Below are 22396 nucleotides of genomic sequence, written 5' to 3' on the forward strand. Positions count from 1 at the left end.
CGCCTCAGGGCAGCCGCTCCAGCAAAATTGTCGCCGCGTCGTGATAGGCGGTACGCGTCACTTCACGGTAGCCGCACTTCCTCGCGACGTTCAACGAGGCGGTGTTTTCTGGATCGATGATGCAGACGGTCTTGGCCCGTCCGAACGTCTCCTCACCCCAGCCGTGCACGCGGCTGACGATTTCGGTGGCAAGGCCGGTGCCATGGGCGGCCGGAGCCAATGCCCACCCCGCTTCGGGAATGCCTTCGATCGACGGTTCGATATCACGCTTCAGGTCGTGGAACCCGGCCTCGCCTATGAAACGGCCGGTCGCCTTCTCCTCGACGGCCCAGAAGCCGTAGCCGAGCAGCGACCACAGGCCGGCGTGACGCAGGAAGCGCATCCAGCTTTCCTCGCGTGTGCGCGGCTTGCCGCCGATGAAGCGGGTGACGACCGGGTCGACCCACATCGCCGCATAGGCGTCGAAATCCTCCAGCCGGTGTGCCCTTAGAATGGTTCGCTGCGTCTCGATCACGGGGGCAACGGTCGCTTGCGGATTGTCCATGAATTGCCTCCTGATGTTGCCCGCGCTTAGCAAATCGCCCCCGGTGTGCAAGGGCCAGCGCGACACGCGCCATCATCCAGGGGCGTGCAATATTCCACGGTGACCTGAGCCGAACTTCAGCCGTGCCAGGCCATATTCGTGGAGACGCCGGCGCGCTGCAATTCGTCCAGCCTGCTTTGGCATGGGATTTCCCGTCAAGGATGGTACCGTCGCGGCATACCGATTTAGCTATGCGGCCGGCGGATCTCTCTCGCAAGCGGCGCCGTTCGAGCAAAGGGAAAGAGCATGGACACGACCGATCTCGTGCTGGCAATCGTCCATCATCTGCTGGTGTTTTCCCTGGCGGGGATCATCGGCGCAGAATTCGTGCTGATCCGTGGCGACTTGCCCGCCGCGACGCTCAAGCGGCTCGCCGGCATCGACCGCCACTACGGCGCCATCGCCGCACTCATCATCATCGTCGGCATCGGCCGCGTCGTCTGGGGCCTCAAGGGCTGGGAATTCTACGTCCACAACTGGGTGTTCTGGGCCAAGATGGCGGCGTTTGCGATCGTCGGCCTGCTGTCGATCATTCCCACCGTGCGCTTCATTTCCTGGAACAGGCAAGCCAGCGCCAACCCTTCCTTTGCCGTGCCGGCGAGCGAACTGGCCTCGGTGAAGACCTATGTCCGCGCCGAGGCGTCGGTCTTCCTGCTGATCCCGGTCTTCGCGGCTGCGATGGCGCGCGGTTACGGCTATTGATCCTCGGCGGCCACTGTCTCCAGCGGAGCGATCGGCACCAGGGGTGCCGGAATGCTGGTGGTCTTCTCCTGCGCCTTGCAGATATCGGCGATGACGCAGGCTGGGCAATCCGGCTTGCGCGCCTTGCAGACGTAGCGGCCATGCAGGATCAGCCAGTGATGCGCGTGGCGCATATATTCCTCCGGGATGATCTTCAGCAGGCCGTGCTCGACCTGTTCCGGCGTCTTGCCGGGCGCCAGGCCAAGCCGGTTGCCGATGCGGAAAATATGCGTGTCGACCGCCATCGTGTGCTGGCCGAACGCCATGTTGAGCACGACATTGGCGGTCTTGCGCCCGACCCCCGGCAGCTTGACCAGTTCATCGCGGTTATCAGGCACCTCGCCGCCATGGTCACGGATCAGCGCCTCCGATAGTGCGAGGACGTTCTTGGCCTTGTTGCGCCAGAGCCCGATGGTCCTGATATGGTCGCCGACCTTGGCTTCACCGAGCGCCAGCATCTTTTGCGGCGTGTCGGCAAGCTTGAACAGCGCCCGCGTCGCCTTGTTGACGCCGGCATCGGTGGCTTGCGCCGAAAGCACCACCGCCACCAGAAGCGTGAAGGCGTTGATGTGTTCGAGTTCGGCCTTCGGCTCCGGCCGCTGCACCGAAAAGCGCCGGAAAATCTCATGCACCTCGGCCGGGCTATAGAGCGACCTGGACCGCATTGGCCTGGGGCGCGGCTTGGCGTTCGAGCCGTCACGCCGTCCGGCCGGCTGCTCTTTTTTGGGCATTGAAGACTCTTTGGACTTGGGGCTCGCCATTCCCTTCCTATAATATTCAGTCATGAGCGAAACAAACGCCTCATTTCAGGCCGACGAGCCATTCTTTCATGCGTTGCTGACACCACACCGGTCGCTGGGCAGGACAGGCTTCTTCGTTCTGATGGGCGCCCTGCTGTTCGGCTGGCTGGTGACAGGCGCGTTTTTCCTGTCACGCGGTGCCTGGCCGGTGTTCGGCTTCTTCGGCCTCGACGTGGTCGCCGTCTACATCGCCTTTCGTGTCAACTACCGGGCCGCCCGCGCCCGCGAAGAGGTTTCGGTCTCCCGCACCAGCCTCGATATCCGCAAGACGGATCCTTCGGGGAAATCGGAAGCGCATCGCTTCAACCCGTTCTGGGCGCGGTTTTCGGTCGCCCGGCACGCGGAAATCGGCATCACCAGGATGACGGTGGAAGCACAAGGCCAGAACGTGGCGATCGGCGGCTTTCTCGATCCCGACTCCCGCGAAAGCTTTGCCACCGCGTTTTCGCGGGCGCTGGCGACCGCCAAGACGCGCTGAACCGACCTTTTCCGAAACCGGTTCCCGTTTTTCGGAATGACGCCCTAAAAGCGATACCGCAGGAGTCTGCCGATCTTGCGCAACGCCGGAATGTGTTTCCAAAGGCGGACGAACAGTTTGGCTGACCAGCCCATGCGGGCGGCGTGTTCGGGCTTGTAGGCGGAAATATCCTCGACGAACCGCAGCTTCGGGACCGCCCGTTCCAACTCGTGCGGATCCTCTATGGACCAGTGGACCTCGGCGCCAGTCACCCTCAGGGCTGGATGGAGCCGAAGCAGCTTCAGCCCGAAACTGCTGTAGGCATCGAACATCAGTTCGCCACTGGCAAGACGCGAAACAAGCCGCGAAAGCAGGCGGAGCCCTTCGTCGGCGGGGAGATAGGGCGTCAGCCCCTCTGCCACCACCATGGCCGGACGGTTGCGGGGCACTTCGGCCAGCCAGCCGGGTTCGATCACCGACGAAGCGGTGAGATGATAGTGGTTTCGGGACGGGTAGAGTTTCCGCCTGAGTTCGATGACCTCCGGATAGTCGACATCGAACCAGTCCACGCCGACTGGCGGGGCGACACGGAAGATGCGCGTGTCAAGCCCGCAGCCCAGATGCAGCACGATGGCACCAGGATTTCTGGCCAGGAAATCCTCGACACGGACGTCCAATGTCTTGGCCCGGATCGCCAGGCCGATGCCGAGATTGTCATCGACCTTGAGCCTGGAGAAATCATAATCGATCTTGCGCACCGCCTCGTCGGCGAAATGATCTTCCAGCAGCGAATTGGGCAGCCGGCTCTCCAGCGCCTTGCCGTAGAGCGTCATCAGCAAGGTTTCCTTTGCCCCGGTGAGATCTGTTTTTTCGCCAGCCATCGCCGCCTCTTGGGCACGAAATGCGAGTCTATCTGGGCATGCGAGGCGAGAAGGCAAGTTTCGGGTGGCGATCGGCGCCCCAAGGGGCGATATTCCAGGCCAAGGAGACAGTTCCATGAGCACACAGACAGCGGTCCTCAAAAAGGACATCACGCCCGAAGGCAGCGATTATGAGATCGTTCGCCGTGCCATCGAGAAGATCAGCCTCGACTACCGTGATCAGCCATCGCTGGAAGAACTGGCTGAAGAGGTCGGCGAGACGCCGACCGGCCTGCAAAAACTCTTCACCCGCTGGGCCGGCCTTTCGCCAAAGGCCTTCCTGCAGGCGGTAACGCTGGACCACGCGCGCCGACTGCTCGATTCCGGCATGCCGCTGCTCGAAACCTCGTTCGAACTGGGCATGTCCGGTCCCGGCCGGCTGCATGACCTGTTCGTCACTCATGAAGCGATGTCGCCCGGCGACTACAAGACGCGCGGCGCGGGCCTGACTATCCGTTACGGCTATCACCCCTCGCCTTTCGGCACCGCCCTGATCATGGCCACCGATCGCGGCCTTGCCGGCCTTGCCTTCAGCGACCCCGGCGAGGAGCGCGCCGCTTTCGCAGACATGTCCAGCCGCTGGCCGAACGCCCTCTATGTCGAGGATATGGCCGCGACCGGTCCTTACGCCGCCCGCATTTTCGATCCGACGCTGTGGCGCCCCGACCAGCCGCTGCATGTCGTGATGATCGGCACCGACTTCCAGGTTCGTGTCTGGGAGGCGCTGCTCCGGATACCCATGGGCAAGGCTCGCACCTATTCCTCCATCGCCGCCAGCATCGGCGCGCCGAGCGCCAGCCGGGCCGTCGGCGCCGCCAATGGCGCCAACCCGCTATCTTTCGTCGTTCCCTGCCACCGCGCCATCGGCAAGTCAGGCGACCTCACCGGCTATCACTGGGGCCTGACCCGCAAGCGCGCCATCCTGGGCTGGGAAGCCGGGCAAGTGTCGTCCTGAAATATCGATTTTTGCTTCCACTTTGCTTCCACAGAGATATACCCGGCGATAGTATTCGTTCGGGTCAGCCGGAATCGTCAACGGCACTCATACCGTTCAGGTCGACCTCACCGCCACCAAGTCGAGCGGCATCTTCCCAGCCGGCAAGTATCAGGGCATGGTCACAGTGCTGTGTGAGTGACGCGGCAAATAGTGCTGGACCATTCGCGTGGTCTGGCGTCGAACGGCTTGGCAGGATAGCTTCCCGCATTCAGCAGGGAGGCACTTCTTGATTATCGTTGTCGGCTCGATCAACCTCGACCTTATCGCCAATGTCGACCGCTTGCCGAGCCCCGGCGAAACGGTGAGCGGTTCCGGCTTCACCACGGCGCCCGGCGGCAAGGGCGCCAACCAGGCGCTGGCCGCCGCGCGCGCCGGTGTCGCGGTGCGCATGGTCGGCGCCGTCGGCAAGGACAATTTCGCCGCCGAGGCGCTGGCACTGCTGCGCGACGCCAAGGTCGACCTGTCGGGCGTGGGTGAAACCTTTGCGTCCACCGGCACGGCGCTGATCATGGTCGGCGACGACGGCGAGAACATCATCGCCGTGGTGCCCGGCGCCAACGCCTCCGTCGTGCCCGGCGACCTTTCCAAGACCTTTGTGAAAGAGGGGGACGTCGTGCTCCTGCAGCACGAGATTCCGCTGGCGACCATCGAAGCCGCACTCGACCAGGCAAGCGCGGCCGGCGCCGTCACGGTGCTCAACACCGCTCCGTTTCACGCCGAAGCGGCGGCCTTGCTCGGCAAGGCTGGCTACGTCGTAGCCAACGAGACGGAGTTCGACCTCTATGGCGAGGCGCTGGCGCTCGGCGGTCGCGACCGGGCGGCACGCATGCGCGATTTTGCCGGCAGGACGGGGCGCACCATCGTCGTCACACTCGGTGGCGATGGCGTGATGGCAGCAACGCCGACCGACTTCCTGACCGTCCCGGCAATGAAGATCACACCTGTCGACACGGTCGGCGCCGGCGACACCTTCTGCGGGTACTTCGCTGCCTGTCTCTCGTCCGGCCTTGCGCTTGACAAGGCGCTGGCACGCGCCGGCGCGGCCGGCTCGCTGGCCTGCCTGAAGCCTGGCGCCCAGCCGGCGATCCCGTTGGCCGCCGATGTCGACCAAGCCCTGAAATCCCATTGAGATAAGAAAAATGCGCCCCCGGACCAAACATGCCGTGCCGCCAGCCGGCGACATCTGCCGGCTATCGGCTGTCGACCTCGCCGACGCGATCCGCCGCAAGAAACTTCCCGTGCGCGAGGTGGTGACGGCCTTCCTCGACCGCATCGAAGCGGTCAACCCGCTGGTCAACGCCATCGTCTCGTTGCGTGAGCGCGCGGATATACTGCGCGAGGCCGATGCAGCCGATAGCCGGCAAGCGGCCGAAACCGAAACGCTCTTCGGCCTGCCGATCGCCATCAAGGATCTCGCCTCGACGACGGGTCTCCCCACCTCTTTCGGCTCGCCGATCTTCGCCGATTTCGTGCCGCAGGAAGATGACTTCTTCGTCGAGCGTATCCGCAACGCCGGCGCCATCATCATCGGCAAGACCAATGTCCCCGAATTCGGGCTCGGCTCAAACACTTACAACAACGTATTCGGGCCGACGCTGAACGCCTTCGATCCGGCGCTCTCCGCCGGCGGGTCGAGTGGCGGCGCGGCGGTGGCGCTGGCGCTCGACATGGTGCCCGTCGCCGACGGCAGCGACTTCGGCGGCTCGCTGCGCAATCCGGCGGCCTGGAACAATGTCTACGGCTTCCGCCCGTCCCAGGGGCTGGTGCCCGGCGGGCCGGACCTCGAGGTCTTCCACGCGCAGATGGGCGTCGACGGGCCGATGGGCCGCAACGTCGCCGACATGGCGCTGCTGCTGGACGTACAGGCGGGGTATCATCCGCAGGCACCGCTATCCTATGAAAAACCTGGCTCGTTCCTCGAAGGGCTCGCAGAACCAGCAACCGGCGGCCGCATCGCCTGGTTCGGCGATCTCGGCGGCCACCTGCCGATCGAGCCCGGCATTCTCGATCTCTGCGAGGCCGCGCTCGGCCGGTTCGTCGAAGCATCCTTCCCGGCTGAACCCTTGCGGCCGGATTTCGATTTCGAGGCGCTGTGGCAGGCTTTCGTGACGCTGCGCCAGGCCAGCAGCGGCTGCGCTCTCAAAACCCATTACGACGATCCCTCGAAGCGCGGCCTGCTGAAGCCGGAAGCCATTTGGGAGGTGGAAAACGCGATGCGGCTGACGGCGCCGCAGATTCGCGCCGCCTCGGTCGTCCGCACCTCCTGGCATCGCACGCTCCTGTCGATCTTCGACCGCTTCGACCTGATCGCGCTGCCGACCGCACAGGTCTTCCCCTTCGCAGTCGGCATGCACTGGCCGCGCGAGGTCGCGGGACGCGCGATGGACAGCTATCACCGCTGGATGCAGGTTTCCGCCTTCGCCACGCTTGGCGGCTGCCCGGCGGTCAATGTGCCGGTCGGCTTCGACGACAAGGGGAGGTCGATGGGCATGCAGCTGATCGGACGGCCGCGCGGCGACGTGGACGTGTTGAGGGCTGCCGCGGCCTACGAGGCAACGCTGCCGTGGCAGGCTGGCGCCTGAGTTGCACGGCTTGCGCCGCTACCGCCGCCATGCATTGATTGTCGTTCACCGCGCTGCGCAGCCGGCGCTCTGATCGAGGAAAACATGTCGCTCGAACTCTACGCAGCCTATGTCGTCGCTTGCATCGTCATCATCCTGGTGCCCGGACCCACGGTCACGCTGATCATCGCCAACAGCATCCGCCACGGGTCGCGCGCCGGCCTCGCCAATGTCGCCGGCACGCAGGCCGGCCTTGCCGTCATGATTGCCATCGTCGGTATCGGTCTCAACACGCTGATTTCGGGCATGGGCCACTGGTTCGAGTGGGTGCGATTGATCGGCGCCGCCTATCTGATCTGGATGGGCGTGCAGATGTTCCGCTCCAAGGGCACGCTGAACGCGGACGGAACCGCCAGAAAGCCGCGCGGCGGGTTCTTCATGCAGGGCCTGCTGGTGGCGCTCAGCAACCCCAAGACGCTGATCTTCTTCGGCGCCTTCTTTCCGCAGTTCATCTCTCCAGCCGGCAACTACCCGCTTCAGATCGTCATCATGGGTTTCACCGCCATGATCTTCGCCGCCATGTCGGACTCGACCTATGCATTGGCCGCCGGCCGGGCCGGCCGCATGCTCTCGGCCAGCCGCATCAAGCTCCTGTCCAGGATCGGCGGCAGCTTCATGGTCGGCGGCGGCCTGTGGCTGGCGTTTTCACGGTCGAAATGATGGCGAAGCGCCTTCTTTTGAAATTTTTTGCAGCGATATATTGAAGAGTTGTGCATAGCTGCACAATTCTTCAATATGAAAAAGTCAAACGTTTCCTTTCGGAATCGCTTGCTTATTTGGCAATACGAATACAGCGACGCAGTGATCGGCGTCACTTTCTTTTGCGCCTTGGCACTGATCAAATCCATCACGGTCATGGAGCTTCAAGTCAACCCGGTCGTCGCCACTCAACGTGTAATGGGCGTGGTCGAATATATCAGAGTGAAACCTATTAGCCCGTACGCCATGGTAGGTCACGATTTATACTACACCTACGATGTGCGCCTCAATGACGACAACACACGGATATATGGATCGATGACGACGTCGAGCGGCCGCATCTTGTCGGCTCGCTCATTCCCATCGAGCGGCAACACCACAAGCACGGCGTCGACACCTATCGATTGCTCAATAGGTGATGCCGCGCACGTACCGGCTGCTCCAAACGTCAGTTCAGCCGCCCCAGCCTTTCCACCAGCAGCGCGAAAAAGCCGTCATGATCGATGTCGCGCATCACCATGGCGTTCTTCTGCCGCTTGCTCACGCCCCACCAGTCGATGACGGTCATGCCCATGGTCAGTTCCGAGGCGGTCTCCACGCTGACGTTGCAGTTGCGGCCCTTGAACAGGTCCGGCTTCAACAGATAGGCGATGACGCAGGGGTCGTGCAGCGGACCGCCGTCGGTGCCGTATTTGCCCTCGTCGTAGCGCTCGAAGAATTCCAGCATCTCGGCGGTGGCAATGCCAACCTTGCTGCCCAGATCACGAATGGCCTTGATGCGCTTGGCGGTGGTCAGCGCCTTGTGGGTGACGTCGAGCGGCATCATCACGATCGGGATGCCGGACTTGAACACCAGATCGGCGGCTTGCGGATCGACATAGATGTTGAACTCGGCCGCCGGGGTGACGTTGCCGCCTTCGAAAAAGCCGCCGCCCATCAGCACGATTTCCTTGATGCGCGATGCGATCCGCGGTTCGCGGATCAAAGCCAGCGCGATGTTGGTCAGCGGCCCGAGCAGGCAGAGCGTGATGGTGCCGCTCTCTTCCCTCATCAGCGTCTCGACGATGAAGTCGACGCCATACAGCTCCTGCAGCTTCATCGTCGGTTCGGGCAATTCCGGCCCGTTGAGGCCGGTCTTGCCATGCACTTCCTCGGCGGTGACCAGTTCGCGCGCCAAGGGACGGATGGCACCGGCATAAACCTTGATCTCCGGCCGCCCGGCCAGTTCGCAGATCTTGCGGGCGTTCTTTTCGGTAAGCTTCAGCGGCACGTTGCCGGCAACGGCGGATATGCCGACGACCTCCAGTTCGGGGCTGCCAAGCGCCAGCAGAATGGCGACGGCGTCGTCCTGGCCGGGATCCGTGTCGATGATGATCTTGCGTGGTTGCGGCATTTCAATTCCTTGTTTGGCTGGCCATGAGCTCATTGGACCGATCGCACGCCAGAGAGACGCCGAACCGACTGCAAGCTGCCGAACCGCTTGACCGGGAATGGCCCCGATCTTGGCGCTTCTCCTTGCATCCGCGCGTCGTTTCAAGCGCCATGTCGCTTATTCCTGTGAGTCCAGGACGCTGATCCTTTTGGGCTGTTCCTGCGAACTCACGACCTGGTCTTTTGGGCGGTCTTTTGATGGCTTGAACTTGGTCGCGAGGCGGACCATATCAAGGCCATCGGGAAAAATGCCATCAGGGTTTTTCCAGTTTATGTCGCTCTTGAGAGGACAGTGTAACATGAGCCGCATGACGCCTTTCTCCAGCCCGCTTCTCCTGGGTTTCGACGCCATGGAAAAGACCCTGGAGCGTCTGGCGAAATCCGGTGACAGCTACCCTCCCTACAACATCGAGCGCCTCAGCGGCACCGACGGCAAGGCCGAAAGGCTGCGTATCACGCTCGCCGTCGCCGGTTTCGCCGAAAGCGATCTCGATGTGACAACGGAGGAAAACCAGTTGGTCGTGCGCGGCCGTCAAACCGACGACACCGAGCGCGAATTCCTTCACCGCGGCATCGCCGCGCGCCAGTTCCAGCGCTGTTTCGTGCTGGCCGACGGCATGCGGGTGATCGCGGCGGAGCTGAAAAACGGCCTTTTGTCGATCGACCTCGATCGGCCGGAGTCCGAACGGCTGGTACGGAAAATAAATATATCGGTGAAAGACTGATCCTTACCACTGCATCGGCCGAAAAAGTCGGCACCGATTTTGCGAAAGCACGATGCACCAACTTGAATGGCTCTCATGCGGGATGGCCTTTAGCGGCGTCCTCGCGCCAAGGAGGCTTGAAATGACCAGAACTGACGAAACCATCACCATGACCAGCGGCGAATTCGCCCATCTCGGCGAAGGCTCTGTCGCTTACCTGCGCAAGGTCTCGAGCGACGAACTGCTCGGCCGCTTCCCCAACATCGGTGAAATCGCGCCCGGCCTCGAGCTGTGGGCCCTGTTTGCCGCCAACGGCCAGCCGATCCTGCTTTCCGACGCGCGTGACCGCGCGCTGGCCGGCGCCATGGAAAACGACCTGACCACGGTCGCCATTCATTAAGGCGGCCGATAAAACAAAAAGGGCCGCTCACGGCGGCCCTCATCCAAAATGGCTTCAGGCCGCGTGCGAGGCTTGCGTGTCCGACAAAAGCGCGTGGATCGCCGTGGCGTCTCGCGTCCCCCTGATCTTGGCCACCGTGTCGGCGTCGCGCAGCACGCGCGCGATGCGCGACAGCGCCTTGAGGTGATCGGCACCCGCCCCTTCAGGCGCCAGCAGCAGAAACACCAGATCGACCGGTTGGTCATCCAGTGATTCGAAATCGACCGGCGTTTCCAGCCGGGCGAAAACGCCGGCGATGCGCTTCACGCCGGCGAGCTTGCCGTGCGGGATGGCGATGCCGTTGCCGACGCCGGTCGAACCCAGGCGCTCACGCTGCAGGATGGTGTCGAACACCTCCCGTTCCGGAATGCCCGAAATCGCCGCCGCCCGCTCGGACAGCAATTGCAGAAGCTGCTTCTTGGAGTTCGCCTTCAACGCCGGCAAAATCGCCGGAACGCTGATAAGATCGCTCAGATCCATGCTTGAAAATCCTTGTTCGCCTGCCGCGCCAGTCCCCACCCCTCGTGCGGCTGGCTTTTATCCCTGTGCGACTTTGGTCGTGGACGGATCGATCCAGCCGATGTTTCCGTCGGGCCGGCGATAGACGATGTTGAGATGGTCGGTTCCGGCATTGCGGAAAACAACCACCGGACTGTCCTTGGTATCGAGCTCGATGACGGCCGAGGCCACCGACATGGTCTTCAGCGTCATGGTCGATTCGGCGACGATGGCCGGTGCGAAATCCTCCGGGATTTCCTCGTCGTCATCGGCAAGCGGTGCCATCACGGTATAGGCAATGTCGGTCAACTCGCCATTGCCATTGCCCGAATTGTGCGATTTCAGACGGCGCTTGTAGCGCCGAAGCCGGGTCTCCAGCCGATCGGCCGCGGCCTCGAAGGCCAGCGTCGGATCCTGGGCATCGCCGGTGGCCTGCAGCGAGGCGCCGGAATCCAGCCGGATCATGCAATCCGCCGAATAGCGCGAGCCCGATTTGATGACGGTGACGTGCCCCGCGAAACCGCGATCGAAATATTTGCCGATCGCTTCACCGACACGATCGTTGATGCGTGTGCGGAACGCATCGCCGATATCCATGTGCTTTCCCGATATGCGCAGATTCATCTGAAAACTGACCTTCCTTGCTCAGGCTTCAAACTGGCCCGAGTTTATACTCGTGATCCGTGCGCACAAGCTTTGCGGCGTCACTCGCGCCGATTTAAATCCGAACTTTCCGGTTGATCACAAGCCGCCTTCTTGACCATCCCGGGGCCATTGTCGTGACGGACCATCCGCTAGCGGGCATCAAGCCCGTCTCATGCGGGCGGGCTTCTAGCCACTTCACCGCGCCTTGTCAATAAAGCTCGAGAGCTGTGGAAAATCGCAAGGGCCTAACGGCCGGCGCTGGCGCGCGCCCGCTTCTCGCGCCGGCGCTGCACGGAAGACGGAATATTCATGCCTTCCCGGTACTTGGCGACCGTGCGCCGGGCGATATCGACGCCGCTTTCCCTGAGCATGTCGACGATCGCGTCGTCGGACAGCACGTCGACAGATTTCTCCTCGTCGATCAGTTGCTTGATGCGGTCACGTACCGCTTCCGAGGAATGCGCGTCGCCACCGCCCGACGCGGCGATCGAGGCGGTGAAGAAATAGCGCAGCTCGAACACGCCACGCGGGGTCAGCATGTATTTGTTCGCGGTGACCCGGCTGACCGTCGATTCGTGCATGCTGATGGCATCAGCCACCGTGCGCAGGTTGAGCGGTTTCAGGTGGCGCACGCCATGGACCAGGAAGGCATCCTGCTGGCGCACGATCTCCGAGGCCACTTTGAGGATCGTCTTTGCCCGCTGGTCGAGGCTGCGCGTCAGCCAGTTGGCGTTTTGCAGGCACTCGGCCAGAAAGTCCTTTTCCGCCTGATTCTTGGCGTGCGGCGAGACCTGGGCGAAATAGATATGGTCGACCAGCACGCGCGGCAGCGTTTCGGCGTTGAGCTCGACCGTCCAGCTGCCGTCATTGGCCGCGCGCACCTCGACATCGGCGACAATGGCGTCGCTGGCGCCGCCTGAAAAAGCCATGCCCGGGCGCGGATCGAGTGCCCGGATCTCGGCCAGCATATCGAGCAAATCCTCCTCGTCGACGCCACAGATCCGCTTCAGCGCCTGGAAATCGCGCCGCGCCAGGAGTTCGAGATTGGCCACCAGGGCCTGCATCGCCGGGTCGAGGCGATCACGAACGGCAAGCTGCAGCGACAAGCATTCGGCAAGATCGCGGGCGAACAGGCCGGCCGGCTCGAAGGTCTGGCACACCGCCAGGACCCTGCCCACGGCGGTGTCGTCAGTGCCCAGACGCCTAGCGATTTCCGCAAAATCGGCCCTGGCATAGCCGCTCTCGTCCAGGCTGTCGGCGAGTTCCCCGGCGATCAGCCGCGCTGCGGGATCGGCGAAGGCGAGCGCGATCTGCTCGCCGACATGGTCGCGCAAGGTGACGGCACTCGCCGCCATGTCGCCGACGTCGAGCCCCTCGGACGAGGAGCCGCCGCCATTGCCCGAGGCCGATTTCCATTGTGCCGTCAGGTCGGGTCCGAGCCGCTCGCTGGTGCCGGGATCGTCGGGAAACAGGTTCTCAAGCGAGGTATCGAGTCTTTCCGAGATCGCCTCGGCGCTCCATCCCGCCTCGTTCTCGAACCAGTCGCCGTCGGCGGCCGCTTGCGGCTCCACCTCGGTTTTCTGCGCCTGGTTGCTGACAGCATCGTCCTGCAGCTCCGCGCGCTCCAGCAGCGGGTTGCGTTCGATCTCCTCGTCGATGAAATGCTCGAGTTCGACATGGGTGAACTGCAGCAGCCGAATCGACTGCATCAGCTGCGGCGTCATCACCAGCGACTGCGACTGTCGGAGCTGTAGTTTCGCCGCCAACGCCATGGTTCGGTTTCAAACGCCTCCTCTACGCGTCCGGACTGTCGGAAATGAATTTCGCGGCCGGCCATAGAAACTGGCCCGGCTTTTGCTTGTCAAGGCGAAGGCTAGCAAAACCCGCTTACCGGACGGTTAGCGTGGCGAAAATCGCGGAAATACAGGCGGTCACACGCAAAATCGTGACCAGGAGCGGTTCATCGATTCTACCGATGCTGAACAGCCCTAAAGCGTAAAACCCTCGCCCAGATAAAGCCGCCGCACGTCGGGGTTCGCCACCACCTCGTCGGCGCGGCCATGGGTCAGCACCTGGCCGGCATGGATGATATAGGCGCGGTCGATCAGACCGAGCGTCTCGCGCACATTGTGGTCGGTGATGAGGACGCCGATGCCGCGTGCTGTCAAATGGCGCACCAATTGCTGGATATCCGCGACAGCGATCGGATCGATGCCGGCAAAAGGCTCGTCGAGCAGCATGTAGGCCGGGCGCGTCGCCAGAGCGCGCGCGATTTCCAGGCGGCGCCGCTCGCCGCCGGAGAGCGACATGGATGGCGCCTTGCGCAGATGGCTGATGTGGAATTCCTCGAGCAGTTCGTCGAGATTGCGTTCGCGCACCTTGCGGTCCTTTTCGACCACTTCCAGCACGGCGCGGATATTCTGCTCGACGTTGAGGCCACGGAAAATCGAGGCCTCCTGCGGCAGATAGCCGATGCCGAGGCGCGCGCGACGGTACATCGGCATCGAGGTGACGTCGAAGCCGTCGATCTCGATCGTGCCTTCATCCACCGGCACCAGGCCGGTGACCATGTAGAAACAGGTTGTCTTGCCGGCGCCGTTGGGGCCGAGCAGCCCGACGGCCTCGCCGGCACGCACGCCCAGCGTGACGCCGCTGACGACCTTACGGCCCTTATAGCTCTTGGTCAGGCCCTTGGCGATCAAGGTTCCCTTGAACTTGGCCTTGTCGGCAGTGATTGTGGCCGGAGCCGAAACCTTGCCTGCGGCCCGTCCCGGAAGACGCGCCGTCAGCGACGACAGGCTGGCCATCAGGGGTTCGTCGCTCCCGATTTCGGCGGCGGCGTGATCGACATCTGGACACGCTGCCCAGCGCATGGGTCGACCTGAGCCAGCCCGCTTTTCATCTGCACGGTCAGCTTGCAGCCGACCAGGACATTGTCGTTTTGCGACAGAACGACCTTTTTGCCCGAAAGCACCAGCACCTGGCTCTTCATGTCGAAGCTACCCTGATCGCCGGTCGCGACCTGCTGATCCGACTTGATGTAGACCTTGTCGTAGATTTCCAGGTGGTCGATGTTGGCAGAGCCGGTCATCGCCGCCCCCGCGGCTTCCGTGCCCTTGGCCGCTGCGTTGGGATCCTTGATGTAATAGACCATCATCTTGCCGGCCTTCATCAGCGTCGGCCCTTGGGCGACCGTGACATTGCCCGTGAAGATGGCGACATTCTCGGCCTGCCGCACTTCAAGCTTGTCGCTCTCGATCTGGATAGGCTTGTCGCCGGCCAGTTTGAGGCCTGACACCTGACTGGTGGCACTGGACTGCGCCAGCGACGGCGTCAGGCTAAGCAGGAGCAGCGCCGAAGTTGCGGCCGCAAGCCGTGTCGAACTGTTGAGCCACATTCGCCTATTCGCCCTTTGCCTCAGCCGCCTTCAGACTGGCGGGATCGATGTTGACGCGCACCCTGTTCTCGAACACCAGGATCTTGCCATTGTCCTGGACCGACAAGGAATCCGCCGTGATCCGCGACCCGCCACGACTGACATCGACGGGATCATCCGTCTTCATAGTGCCTTTGCCCATGTCGAGGAAGACCGATTTGAACTTGGCTTGCATACCATCGGTCGTGGTTATCGAGACGTCACTGGTCAATTTCATAGTATTGCCGTTGCGATCGTAGGTGCCCTGCGAGGCCTTGACCGCCGCGACATTGTCTGGCCCGACCGGAACCTTGGCGTCTATGCCTTCGAGTTCGATGATGCCTTGCGTGCTGACATCCTGTATCGCCCGCAGGGCCGTCATCGAATAGGGCTGCTTCTGTTTGGTGAAACCGTTGAGCTTGGGATTGGCCATCACCAGCTTGCCGTTGGAAAAAGCGGTGCCTTCGGCCTGCACCGCGACGGAGACGGGCGCCGCAAGATAGGAATAGACGGGGAAGGCGACGGCGATCAACGCCGCAGCCAAGGGCACCGCGAATTTGAGCACCCGCACGCGGCGCGAATGACGCTGGGCGCGGTCGAACGCATCGCTCCGTGTCCGGCCATCCGCCGGGGGAGCCAACTCCGTCTCGGGGCTGGTCGGTTCATTCGGTCGCGCTAACATGACTGCTTTCTTCTAAAACCCTGCCCGCCCGGAGCACCGCCTATAGGTGGGATGCCAGCGCCCTCAAGCAAGCACAAGCCGACGAAACGCGCAAAAATGTGACAACTGCCGTTGTACAAACGAAAACCAGGTCAGCACAACAACCGGTACTTCATAGCAGAAATGGACGCCGTTGCGTCGTTTTTCATCGCTGCTGTTCCTCCCTTTACCTTGGGTCCGTTGCCCAGGCCAGTCACAAAATGGACAGCCTGAGGATCGGCGCGCGCGGATTGCCGCGCCATCGGGAAGACGGAACTGCTTCCCGATGTGGGCATCATGGTCTAAAAGCATCTCTTCCCGCCGATTGTGAGGCTGACCATGGCAATGAGAGCCGACGACCTGATCGACCGCCGCCGTTTGCGGCGCAAGCTGACTTTCTGGCGTGTCGCGGCCTTCGGCATCGTGGCGCTTGGGGTGATTATGCTCTCGGCCTGGCTGTACCGCGACGATTTCGGCGGGTCGACTGTCGACCATATCGCCAAGGTCAGGATCGAAGGCACCATCACCGAGGATGACGAACTGATCAAGCGGCTGGAGACTATCCGCCAGTCGTCGAAGGTAAAAGGCGTGATCCTTGCGATCGATTCGCCCGGCGGCACCACTGTCGGCGGCGAATCGATCTTTGAGGAGGTGCGCAAGGTGGCCGCCGACAAGCCTGTAGTGGCCGAAGTCGGCACGCTCGCCGCCTCGGCGGGCTATATGATCGCCAGTGCCGCCGACCACATTGTCGCCCGCAAGACCTCGATCGTCGGTTCGATCGGCGTGCTGATCCAGTATCCCGACGTCAGCGGCCTGATGGACAAGCTCGGCGTCAAGCTGGAGGAGGTGAAATCCTCGCCGCTCAAGGCCTCGCCGTCTCCCTTCAAGCCGACCAATGACGACGAGCGCGCCATGGTCCGCAAGCTCATCCTCGACAGCTATGACTGGTTCGTCGGCATCGTCGCCGAGCGCCGCAAGATGACCCATGAACAAGCGTTGGCGCTTGCCGACGGTTCGATCTTCACCGGCCGCCAGGGTGTCGCCAACGGCCTGATCGACTCCGTCGGCGGCGAGACCGAGGCCATCGACTGGCTGGCGACCAAGGGTGTCGATGCCGAACTCAAGGTGGTCGAGTGGAAGAACACCGAACGGCGCGGAGGCTTCTTCTGGTCAAAGGCCATGGTGAAAACGATCGGCGGCGCGCTCGGCCTGCCTGACTACAGCGGCGATGTCATCCACGAACTCGGCGCCGACCGCTTGTTTCTTGACGGTCTCGTTTCCGTCTGGCACCCTTGAGACGCCGCTTGGGACTGAAAAAACAAACAAAATCATCCTGATAATTTTGACCGCACGGCTTTCACGGGGACCCGTCTGATGATCAAGTCCGAACTTGTGCAGATTATTGCCACGCGCAATCCGCATCTTTTCCTGCGCGACGTCGAAAACATCGTCGGCGCGATCTTCGATGAAATCACCGACGCCCTTGCCGAAGGCAACCGGGTCGAACTGCGCGGCTTCGGCGCCTTTTCGGTGAAAAACCGCCCCGCGCGCACCGGCCGCAATCCGCGCACCGGTGAATCGGTCGAGGTCGAGGAGAAATGGGTGCCGTTCTTCAAGACCGGCAAGGAACTGCGCGAAAGGCTGAACGGCGGCAAGTAGGCGCAACATCAGCGCCAGACAGCCTTGTCCGGCCCGCTTGCGACGGAAGATATCATGCTCAATCGCTTCATGCTCATCGTGGTCTTCGTGCCTCTCGCGATCATCCTGATCGCTTTGGCCGTCGCCAACCGCGAACTCGTCGCCTTCACGCTGGACCCGTTCAACCCCGGCAATCCGAAGCTGACGCTCACCTTGCCGCTGTTCATCTTCCTGTTCCTGGCGCTGGCCATCGGCATGATCGTCGGCAGCCTGGCAACCTGGGTCAAGCAGGGCCGTTACCGCAAGCTGGCGCGTCAGCGTGGCGTCGAGGCGGAAAACCTGCGCCAGGCGGTCAGCCGCACGCCTGCGGCGCCGCAGGGACCGGTGCTGCCGAAGCCGAGCAATTGAACCGCCGGCCGGCGCCTTTCGTTTCACGGAGCTTTTCATGCTGACCATTTCGGCCGCCGAGGTCGACCGTGCGCTGACCTTTCCTGGATTGGTCGGAACGTTGCGCACCGCGTTTCGAGAGGGTGCGGTGCAGCCCGTCAGGCATCATCACGCGGTCGAACGGCCCGATGGTGCGGCCTCGACCTTGCTGCTGATGCCGGCATGGACCGATTTCAACGCCGCCGGCACCTCGGCCGGGGGGCACATCGGTGTCAAGATCGTCACCGTCTCGCCCGATAACAACGCCATCGGCAAGCCCGCCGTGATGGGTCTCTATCTTCTGCTCAACGGCAGCACCGGCGAACCGGAAGCCCTGATCGACGGCCAGCGGCTGACGCAGTGGCGGACGGCCTGCGCCTCGGCGCTCGCGGCGTCCTATCTCGCTCGTGACGATGCTTCACGCCTACTTGTGGTCGGCGCCGGCGCCCTGTCGCCGTTCCTCGCCAAGGCGCATTCGGCGGTGCGGCGGATCAAAACCATCCGCATCTGGAACCGTACCCCGGCCAATGCCGAGAAAGTCGCGGCCGATCTGCGCGCCGAGGGCTTCGCCGCCAGCGCCGCGATCGATCTCGATGCCGAGCTTGGCCAGGCCGACATCGTCTCCTCCGCGACGATCACCACCACGCCGCTTATCAAGGGCTCGCTGTTGCGGCCGGGAAGCCATGTCGACCTGGTCGGCGGCTTCACCCCGACGATGCGCGAAAGCGATGACGACGCGATCGCACGCGCCCGTGTCTATGTCGACACCCGCGCCGGCGCCACCAAGGAGGCCGGCGACATCGTCCAGCCACTGGCCTCCGGCGTCCTGAAACCGGAAGCCATTATCGCCGACCTTCACGAATTGGCGCGCGGCCATAAGAAGGGCCGCGAGAGCACTGACGAGATCACGCTGTTCAAGTCGGTCGGCGCCGCGCTCGAGGACCTTGCCGCCGGCATTGCCGTTTACACGGCGCTCAAGCCGTAACACCTGCGAGCTTCTTCGCGGCCCCAGTCGTCGGCCGTTCCACAATCGCCGTTTGTTGCGCACAAGGGCATAGCTGTGGCAGAAGCGGGCCGAACCGCCGGAGATGCTGCTTCTTGAAGTCTTTTCGCGACAAACGCCGCGACGGCCGCCCGCACCAGCCGGCGAAGGGTGGGGCCGCACAGCCGCGCCCGCAGGAGAATCGGCCAGCGGTCAAAACAGACGCCAGGCCGCGCGAACCGCGTGACTTGAAACCGGATAACCAGCTTGAACCTAGGTCCGCGCCGCGCATCCTTACCCGTCGCGATGGCGCCCTGCCGGCCGAGCAGCTTCCGCTGATCCTCGAAGTGGCGCCCAACGCCGATTATGCGCTGCTCGACAGCGGCTCCGGCCAGAAGCTTGAACAATACGGCCCCTACCGCATCGTGCGGCCCGAGGGCCAGGCGATCTGGCAGAAGGCCTTGCCGGCAAAGGACTGGGAGCGTGCCGACGCCATCTTCACCGGCGATACCGACGAGGAAGGTATTGGCCGCTGGCGCTTTCCCAAGACGCCACTCGGCGAAACCTGGCCGATGAAGCATGACGGCATTGATTATCTCGGCCGTTTCACCTCGTTTCGCCATGTCGGCGTCTTTCCCGAACAGGCCTCGCACTGGGACCATATGGCCGGGCTGATCGCGGCGGCGAAGCGGCCGGTCAAGGTGCTGAACCTGTTCGGTTATACGGGGCTCGCGTCTCTCGTAGCAGCCCGCGCGGGCGCCGAGGTCACCCATGTTGACGCCTCGAAGAAGGCGATCGGCTGGGCGCGCGAAAACCAGGAGATGGCGGGGCTCGGCAACAAGCCGATCCGCTGGATCGTCGACGACGCGGTGAAATTCGCCGAACGCGAGGAGCGTCGCGGCAGCCGCTATGACATCATTCTCTTCGATCCGCCCGCCTATGGCCGTGGTCCCAAGGGCGAGGTCTGGCAATTGTTCGAGGACCTGCCGGCATTGACCGATCTCTGCCGCGCGGTCCTGACGCCGAAGCCGCTTGCCGTGGTGCTGACCGTCTATTCGATCCGCGCCTCCTTCTTTGCCATCCATGCCTTGATGCGCGACACCTTTGCCGGCATGGGCGGCAGGGTCGAATCGGGTGAGCTGATCATCCGTGAAAAGTCCGCCGGCCGGGCGCTTTCGACATCACTGTTTTCGCGTTGGGTGGCCTGAATGAACGAGCGGCACGCGGGCGCACCCGGCCAGGTGAAGGAAGTCACCAGCCTCGCCAATCCGCTCGTCAAGGACATCAAGGCACTCGCCTTGAAGAAATTCCGCGACCAGCAGAACGCCTTCATGGCGGAGGGACTGAAGCTGGTCATCGATGCGCTCGACCTGGGCTGGCAGATCAGGACCTTGGTCTTCGCCAAGGCCGGACGCGGCAACCCGGCGGTGGAGAAGGTCGCCGCGCGCACGGTTGCCGCCGGCGGCACGGTGCTCGAAGTATCGGAAAAGGTGCTTGTCGCCATCACTCGCCGCGACAATCCGCAAATGGTGGTCGGCGTCTTCTCGCAGAAATTCCAGACACTGAAGGATATCCGCGCCGGCAATGGCGATGTCTGGGTGGCGCTCGACCGGGTGCGCGACCCCGGCAATCTCGGCACCGTCATCCGCACCGTCGATGCCGTCGGCGCCAAGGGTATCATCCTGGTCGGCGACACCACCGATCCTTTTTCGGTGGAGACGGTGCGCGCCACCATGGGCTCGATCTTCGCCGTGCCGGTGGCGAAGGCAACGACCGAGGCCTTCCTTGCCTGGCGCGGCGGGTTTTCAGGCCTCGTCGCCGGCACGCATCTGAAAGGCGCGGTCGACTACCGCTCGGTCGACTTTTCCCGCGGACCGGTGCTGCTGATGATGGGCAACGAGCAGCAGGGCCTGCCCGAAAGCCTGGCGGCCAGTTGCGACAGGCTGCTCAGGATTCCGCAAGCCGGCCGCGCCGATTCGCTCAATCTCGCCGTCGCCACCGGCATCATGCTGTTCGAGATCCGGCGCGGTGCGCTGAAGCTCGACCCCATCGCGGACTCCAAGTGAGGGCTATCCAACCTTGAAATCGTGGTCCCCCTACGCCCTGCTCGTCGTCGTAGCCATCGCGCTCGACCAATGGATAAAACATCTGGTCGAAGCCGGGCTGCCCTTCCAGGAAAAGCTCGATCTGTTGCCGTTCCTGGCGCTGTTTCGCACCTACAACACCGGCATCGCCTTCTCGATGTTCTCCTCCTTCGGCGACACTGGCCTGGTGGTCATCGCCGTGCTGGTCGTCGCCTTCGTACTTTATCTCGCCACCCGTACGCCGTCAGGTCATGTCGTCGCCCGCACCGGCTTTGCACTGATCATCGGCGGTGCGCTGGGCAATTTGATCGACCGCGCCGTTTACGGCCACGTCATCGATTACATCCTGTTTCACACGCCGGTTTGGTCCTTTGCCGTCTTCAACCTCGCCGACGCCCTCATTTCGGTGGGCGCGGCACTCGTCGTCTTCGACGAACTCATCGGCTGGCGGCGCGAGCCCACGCCTTCGAACGATTGACCCGACGCGGCCATCGCCGCACAGTCACCCCGACAAGCAAGCTCGCGGAGAAAAAGATGTCCGAAACCTTCAAAGCCATCCTCGTTTCGCGCGACGCCGACAAAAAGCAGTCGGTAGCCGTGACGGACCTCACCGATGCCGACCTGATGGAGGGCGACGTCACCGTCGCGGTCGAGGCGACGACGGTGAACTACAAGGATGGACTGGCCATTACCGGCAAGGCGCCGGTGGTCCGCCGCTGGCCGCTGGTGCCGGGCATCGACTTCGCCGGCACCGTCATCTCCTCTTCCAATCCCGACTGGCGCAAGGGAGACAAGGTCATCCTGAACGGCTGGGGCGTCGGCGAGACCCATTTCGGCGCCTATGCGGGGCGCGCCCGTGTCAACGGTGACTGGCTGGTGCCGCTGCCGAAAGGCATGAGCCCGCACGATGCGATGGCGGTCGGCACCGCTGGCTACACCGCCATGCTTTCTGTCATGGCGCTGGAACGGCACGGCATCCTGCCCGATCGCGGCCCCGTGGTGGTGACGGGCGCGGCCGGCGGCGTCGGTTCGGTCGCGATCTCGATCCTGTCCAGCCTCGGCTACCATGTCGTTGCGTCCACGGGCCGCAATGCCGAAAGCCCCTATCTGATCAACCTCGGCGCCGCCGAGGTGATATCGCGCGACGAGCTCAACCAGCCCGCCAAACCGCTGGCCAAGGAGCGCTGGGCCGGCGGCGTCGATTCGGTCGGCAGTCACACGCTGGCCAACGTTCTCTCGATGACTTCCTATGGCGGTGCCATCGCCGCCTGCGGCCTGGCCGGCGGCATGGACCTGCCGGCAAGTGTCGCCCCCTTCATCCTGCGCGGCGTCTCGCTGCTCGGCATCGATTCGGTGATGGCGCCGAAGGCCGTTCGCCTCGAGGCCTGGCGTCGCGTCGGCACCGATCTCGACTTGAAGAAGCTTGCCAACCTGTCCACGGCCATCGGCTTCGATGGCATTATCGATGCGGCACGCGATATCGTCGACGGCAAGATCCGCGGACGCGTCGTCGTCGACATGTGACCGGCCTCGCCTATCGCTGGCGGCGGACGGAATTGCCGAATCCGGTGGAGAACCCGTCGCTGCGGGAACAAAAACGCCCTATCTGCTAAAAT

26 protein-coding genes are annotated in these 22396 nt (G+C 63.2%); 16 read left to right on the plus strand and 10 right to left on the minus strand.

The genetic code is table 11. The annotated features are described in order from the left end of the window. Positions 1-4 precede the first annotated feature (4 nt). A complete protein-coding gene (locus FJW03_RS19505; protein ID WP_140764727.1) occupies positions 5-544 on the minus strand; it encodes a GNAT family N-acetyltransferase in 540 nt (179 codons plus the stop codon). A gap of 285 nt (positions 545-829) precedes the next feature. Here FJW03_RS19505 and FJW03_RS19510 point away from each other — a divergent pair, with 285 nt between their 5' ends. Next, positions 830-1285 carry a DUF2214 family protein gene (locus FJW03_RS19510; RefSeq protein WP_140764724.1) on the plus strand — a complete coding sequence of 152 codons (456 nt, stop codon included), beginning with the start codon at positions 830-832 and terminating at the stop codon, positions 1283-1285. Here the strand turns inward: FJW03_RS19510 and nth are convergent. Beyond that, positions 1279-2085, minus strand: a complete 807-nt coding sequence (gene nth / locus FJW03_RS19515; protein ID WP_140764721.1) for an endonuclease III — start codon at positions 2083-2085, stop codon at positions 1279-1281. The two genes, FJW03_RS19510 and nth, sit on opposite strands and share 7 nt — an antisense overlap. Positions 2086-2107: 22 nt before the next feature. On the opposite strand from nth, the gene FJW03_RS19520 reads away from it, so the two are divergent. Then, on the plus strand, positions 2108-2602 hold the full coding sequence (locus FJW03_RS19520) for a DUF2244 domain-containing protein (RefSeq protein WP_140764718.1): 495 nt from the start codon (positions 2108-2110) through the stop codon (positions 2600-2602). 44 nt (positions 2603-2646) lie between these two features. On the opposite strand, the gene FJW03_RS19525 is transcribed toward FJW03_RS19520, so the two are convergent. Next, on the minus strand, positions 2647-3462 hold the full coding sequence (locus FJW03_RS19525) for a class I SAM-dependent methyltransferase (RefSeq protein WP_140764715.1): 816 nt from the start codon (positions 3460-3462) through the stop codon (positions 2647-2649). A gap of 115 nt (positions 3463-3577) precedes the next feature. Between FJW03_RS19525 and FJW03_RS19530 the strand changes: the two genes are divergently transcribed. The 4 genes from FJW03_RS19530 (at position 3578) to FJW03_RS19545 (ending at position 7779) form a co-directional block, all read left to right on the plus strand. Further along, positions 3578-4456 carry a methylated-DNA--[protein]-cysteine S-methyltransferase gene (locus FJW03_RS19530; RefSeq protein WP_140764712.1) on the plus strand — a complete coding sequence of 293 codons (879 nt, stop codon included), beginning with the start codon at positions 3578-3580 and terminating at the stop codon, positions 4454-4456. A gap of 268 nt (positions 4457-4724) precedes the next feature. Beyond that, positions 4725-5627 (plus strand): ribokinase, encoded by a 903-nt coding sequence (locus FJW03_RS19535; protein ID WP_140699925.1) that lies wholly within the window; start codon positions 4725-4727, stop codon positions 5625-5627. A gap of 10 nt (positions 5628-5637) precedes the next feature. Further along, the gene (locus FJW03_RS19540) at positions 5638-7080 is read left to right on the plus strand and encodes an amidase (RefSeq protein WP_140764709.1); all 1443 of its coding nucleotides are present in this window, start codon (positions 5638-5640) and stop codon (positions 7078-7080) included. Positions 7081-7164: 84 nt separating this feature from the next. Beyond that, positions 7165-7779 (plus strand): LysE family translocator, encoded by a 615-nt coding sequence (locus FJW03_RS19545; RefSeq protein ID WP_140609164.1) that lies wholly within the window; start codon positions 7165-7167, stop codon positions 7777-7779. A 487-nt stretch (positions 7780-8266) separates the two neighbouring features. On the opposite strand, the gene FJW03_RS19550 is transcribed toward FJW03_RS19545, so the two are convergent. Continuing rightward, positions 8267-9211, minus strand: a complete 945-nt coding sequence (locus FJW03_RS19550) for a nucleoside hydrolase (RefSeq protein WP_140699931.1) — start codon at positions 9209-9211, stop codon at positions 8267-8269. A gap of 337 nt (positions 9212-9548) precedes the next feature. On the opposite strand from FJW03_RS19550, the gene FJW03_RS19555 reads away from it, so the two are divergent. Both FJW03_RS19555 and FJW03_RS19560 read left to right on the plus strand, forming a co-directional pair. Then, positions 9549-9974 (plus strand): Hsp20 family protein, encoded by a 426-nt coding sequence (locus tag FJW03_RS19555; protein WP_096450220.1) that lies wholly within the window; start codon positions 9549-9551, stop codon positions 9972-9974. A gap of 121 nt (positions 9975-10095) precedes the next feature. Next, entirely contained in the window at positions 10096-10353 is a 258-nt protein-coding gene (locus tag FJW03_RS19560) for a DUF1150 family protein (protein WP_140609171.1), read from the plus strand. 54 nt (positions 10354-10407) lie between these two features. Here the strand turns inward: FJW03_RS19560 and ptsN are convergent, their stop codons facing one another. The 6 genes from ptsN to lptC form a co-directional block, all read right to left on the minus strand. Beyond that, positions 10408-10872 carry a PTS IIA-like nitrogen regulatory protein PtsN gene (ptsN, locus tag FJW03_RS19565; RefSeq protein WP_010911486.1) on the minus strand — a complete coding sequence of 155 codons (465 nt, stop codon included), beginning with the start codon at positions 10870-10872 and terminating at the stop codon, positions 10408-10410. 57 nt (positions 10873-10929) lie between these two features. After that, positions 10930-11514, minus strand: a complete 585-nt coding sequence (gene hpf, locus FJW03_RS19570; RefSeq protein WP_127279801.1) for a ribosome hibernation-promoting factor, HPF/YfiA family — start codon at positions 11512-11514, stop codon at positions 10930-10932. Between the two features lie 266 nt (positions 11515-11780). Beyond that, positions 11781-13307 carry an RNA polymerase factor sigma-54 gene (gene rpoN, locus FJW03_RS19575; protein ID WP_140764706.1) on the minus strand — a complete coding sequence of 509 codons (1527 nt, stop codon included), beginning with the start codon at positions 13305-13307 and terminating at the stop codon, positions 11781-11783. A 216-nt stretch (positions 13308-13523) separates the two neighbouring features. Beyond that, positions 13524-14342, minus strand: a complete 819-nt coding sequence (lptB, locus tag FJW03_RS19580; protein WP_140609175.1) for an LPS export ABC transporter ATP-binding protein — start codon at positions 14340-14342, stop codon at positions 13524-13526. Beyond that, a complete protein-coding gene (locus tag FJW03_RS19585; protein ID WP_140695524.1) occupies positions 14342-14932 on the minus strand; it encodes an LptA/OstA family protein in 591 nt (196 codons plus the stop codon). The genes lptB and FJW03_RS19585 overlap by 1 nt, the downstream gene beginning before the upstream one ends. A 4-nt stretch (positions 14933-14936) precedes the next feature. Then, positions 14937-15632: an LPS export ABC transporter periplasmic protein LptC gene (gene lptC, locus FJW03_RS19590; protein WP_140609179.1), complete on the minus strand. Its 696-nt coding sequence runs from the start codon at positions 15630-15632 to the stop codon at positions 14937-14939. 357 nt (positions 15633-15989) lie between these two features. Between lptC and sppA the strand changes: the two genes are divergently transcribed. The 8 genes from sppA (at position 15990) to FJW03_RS19630 (ending at position 22304) form a co-directional block, all read left to right on the plus strand. Continuing rightward, a complete protein-coding gene (gene sppA / locus FJW03_RS19595; RefSeq protein WP_140764703.1) occupies positions 15990-16946 on the plus strand; it encodes a signal peptide peptidase SppA in 957 nt (318 codons plus the stop codon). Positions 16947-17024: 78 nt separating this feature from the next. After that, on the plus strand, positions 17025-17309 hold the full coding sequence (locus tag FJW03_RS19600) for an integration host factor subunit beta (RefSeq protein WP_006200394.1): 285 nt from the start codon (positions 17025-17027) through the stop codon (positions 17307-17309). Between the two features lie 54 nt (positions 17310-17363). Then, entirely contained in the window at positions 17364-17696 is a 333-nt protein-coding gene (locus FJW03_RS19605) for a DUF1049 domain-containing protein (protein ID WP_140609183.1), read from the plus strand. A 37-nt stretch (positions 17697-17733) separates the two neighbouring features. Beyond that, a complete protein-coding gene (locus FJW03_RS19610; RefSeq protein ID WP_140764700.1) occupies positions 17734-18699 on the plus strand; it encodes an ornithine cyclodeaminase family protein in 966 nt (321 codons plus the stop codon). A 113-nt stretch (positions 18700-18812) separates the two neighbouring features. Then, positions 18813-19904 (plus strand): class I SAM-dependent rRNA methyltransferase, encoded by a 1092-nt coding sequence (locus FJW03_RS19615; protein WP_140695515.1) that lies wholly within the window; start codon positions 18813-18815, stop codon positions 19902-19904. Further along, complete coding sequence (locus tag FJW03_RS19620; RefSeq protein WP_140764697.1) at positions 19905-20762, plus strand: TrmH family RNA methyltransferase; 858 nt, start codon at positions 19905-19907, stop codon at positions 20760-20762. It abuts the gene before it with no gap. A 13-nt stretch (positions 20763-20775) separates the two neighbouring features. Next, positions 20776-21258 carry a signal peptidase II gene (gene lspA / locus FJW03_RS19625; protein WP_140764694.1) on the plus strand — a complete coding sequence of 161 codons (483 nt, stop codon included), beginning with the start codon at positions 20776-20778 and terminating at the stop codon, positions 21256-21258. 56 nt (positions 21259-21314) lie between these two features. Then, complete coding sequence (locus tag FJW03_RS19630; RefSeq protein ID WP_140764691.1) at positions 21315-22304, plus strand: MDR family oxidoreductase; 990 nt, start codon at positions 21315-21317, stop codon at positions 22302-22304. Positions 22305-22396 lie beyond the last annotated feature (92 nt).

Origin of the sequence: Mesorhizobium sp. B4-1-4 (genome assembly GCF_006439395.2) — a bacterium.
Lineage (GTDB): Bacteria > Pseudomonadota > Alphaproteobacteria > Rhizobiales > Rhizobiaceae > Mesorhizobium.

Excerpts from the sequence above, each read along its gene's own strand:
- FJW03_RS19610 (WP_140764700.1), top strand. The coding sequence starts at position 17,734 with ATGCTGACCATTTCGGCCGCCGAGGTCGACCGTGCGCTGACCTTTCCT.
- FJW03_RS19630 (WP_140764691.1), top strand. The coding sequence starts at position 21,315 with ATGTCCGAAACCTTCAAAGCCATCCTCGTTTCGCGCGACGCCGACAAA.
- FJW03_RS19540 (WP_140764709.1), top strand. The coding sequence starts at position 5,638 with ATGCGCCCCCGGACCAAACATGCCGTGCCGCCAGCCGGCGACATCTGC.
- sppA (WP_140764703.1), top strand. The coding sequence starts at position 15,990 with ATGGCAATGAGAGCCGACGACCTGATCGACCGCCGCCGTTTGCGGCGC.
- ptsN (WP_010911486.1), bottom strand. The coding sequence starts at position 10,872 with ATGGATCTGAGCGATCTTATCAGCGTTCCGGCGATTTTGCCGGCGTTG.
- FJW03_RS19530 (WP_140764712.1), top strand. The coding sequence starts at position 3,578 with ATGAGCACACAGACAGCGGTCCTCAAAAAGGACATCACGCCCGAAGGC.
- lptC (WP_140609179.1), bottom strand. The coding sequence starts at position 15,632 with ATGTTAGCGCGACCGAATGAACCGACCAGCCCCGAGACGGAGTTGGCT.
- FJW03_RS19620 (WP_140764697.1), top strand. The coding sequence starts at position 19,905 with ATGAACGAGCGGCACGCGGGCGCACCCGGCCAGGTGAAGGAAGTCACC.
- rpoN (WP_140764706.1), bottom strand. The coding sequence starts at position 13,307 with ATGGCGTTGGCGGCGAAACTACAGCTCCGACAGTCGCAGTCGCTGGTG.
- FJW03_RS19505 (WP_140764727.1), bottom strand. The coding sequence starts at position 544 with ATGGACAATCCGCAAGCGACCGTTGCCCCCGTGATCGAGACGCAGCGA.
- FJW03_RS19510 (WP_140764724.1), top strand. The coding sequence starts at position 830 with ATGGACACGACCGATCTCGTGCTGGCAATCGTCCATCATCTGCTGGTG.
- nth (WP_140764721.1), bottom strand. The coding sequence starts at position 2,085 with ATGGCGAGCCCCAAGTCCAAAGAGTCTTCAATGCCCAAAAAAGAGCAG.
- FJW03_RS19560 (WP_140609171.1), top strand. The coding sequence starts at position 10,096 with ATGACCAGAACTGACGAAACCATCACCATGACCAGCGGCGAATTCGCC.
- FJW03_RS19520 (WP_140764718.1), top strand. The coding sequence starts at position 2,108 with ATGAGCGAAACAAACGCCTCATTTCAGGCCGACGAGCCATTCTTTCAT.
- FJW03_RS19555 (WP_096450220.1), top strand. The coding sequence starts at position 9,549 with ATGAGCCGCATGACGCCTTTCTCCAGCCCGCTTCTCCTGGGTTTCGAC.
- FJW03_RS19600 (WP_006200394.1), top strand. The coding sequence starts at position 17,025 with ATGATCAAGTCCGAACTTGTGCAGATTATTGCCACGCGCAATCCGCAT.
- FJW03_RS19550 (WP_140699931.1), bottom strand. The coding sequence starts at position 9,211 with ATGCCGCAACCACGCAAGATCATCATCGACACGGATCCCGGCCAGGAC.
- FJW03_RS19585 (WP_140695524.1), bottom strand. The coding sequence starts at position 14,932 with ATGTGGCTCAACAGTTCGACACGGCTTGCGGCCGCAACTTCGGCGCTG.
- FJW03_RS19525 (WP_140764715.1), bottom strand. The coding sequence starts at position 3,462 with ATGGCTGGCGAAAAAACAGATCTCACCGGGGCAAAGGAAACCTTGCTG.
- hpf (WP_127279801.1), bottom strand. The coding sequence starts at position 11,514 with ATGAATCTGCGCATATCGGGAAAGCACATGGATATCGGCGATGCGTTC.
- FJW03_RS19545 (WP_140609164.1), top strand. The coding sequence starts at position 7,165 with ATGTCGCTCGAACTCTACGCAGCCTATGTCGTCGCTTGCATCGTCATC.
- FJW03_RS19605 (WP_140609183.1), top strand. The coding sequence starts at position 17,364 with ATGCTCAATCGCTTCATGCTCATCGTGGTCTTCGTGCCTCTCGCGATC.
- lptB (WP_140609175.1), bottom strand. The coding sequence starts at position 14,342 with ATGGCCAGCCTGTCGTCGCTGACGGCGCGTCTTCCGGGACGGGCCGCA.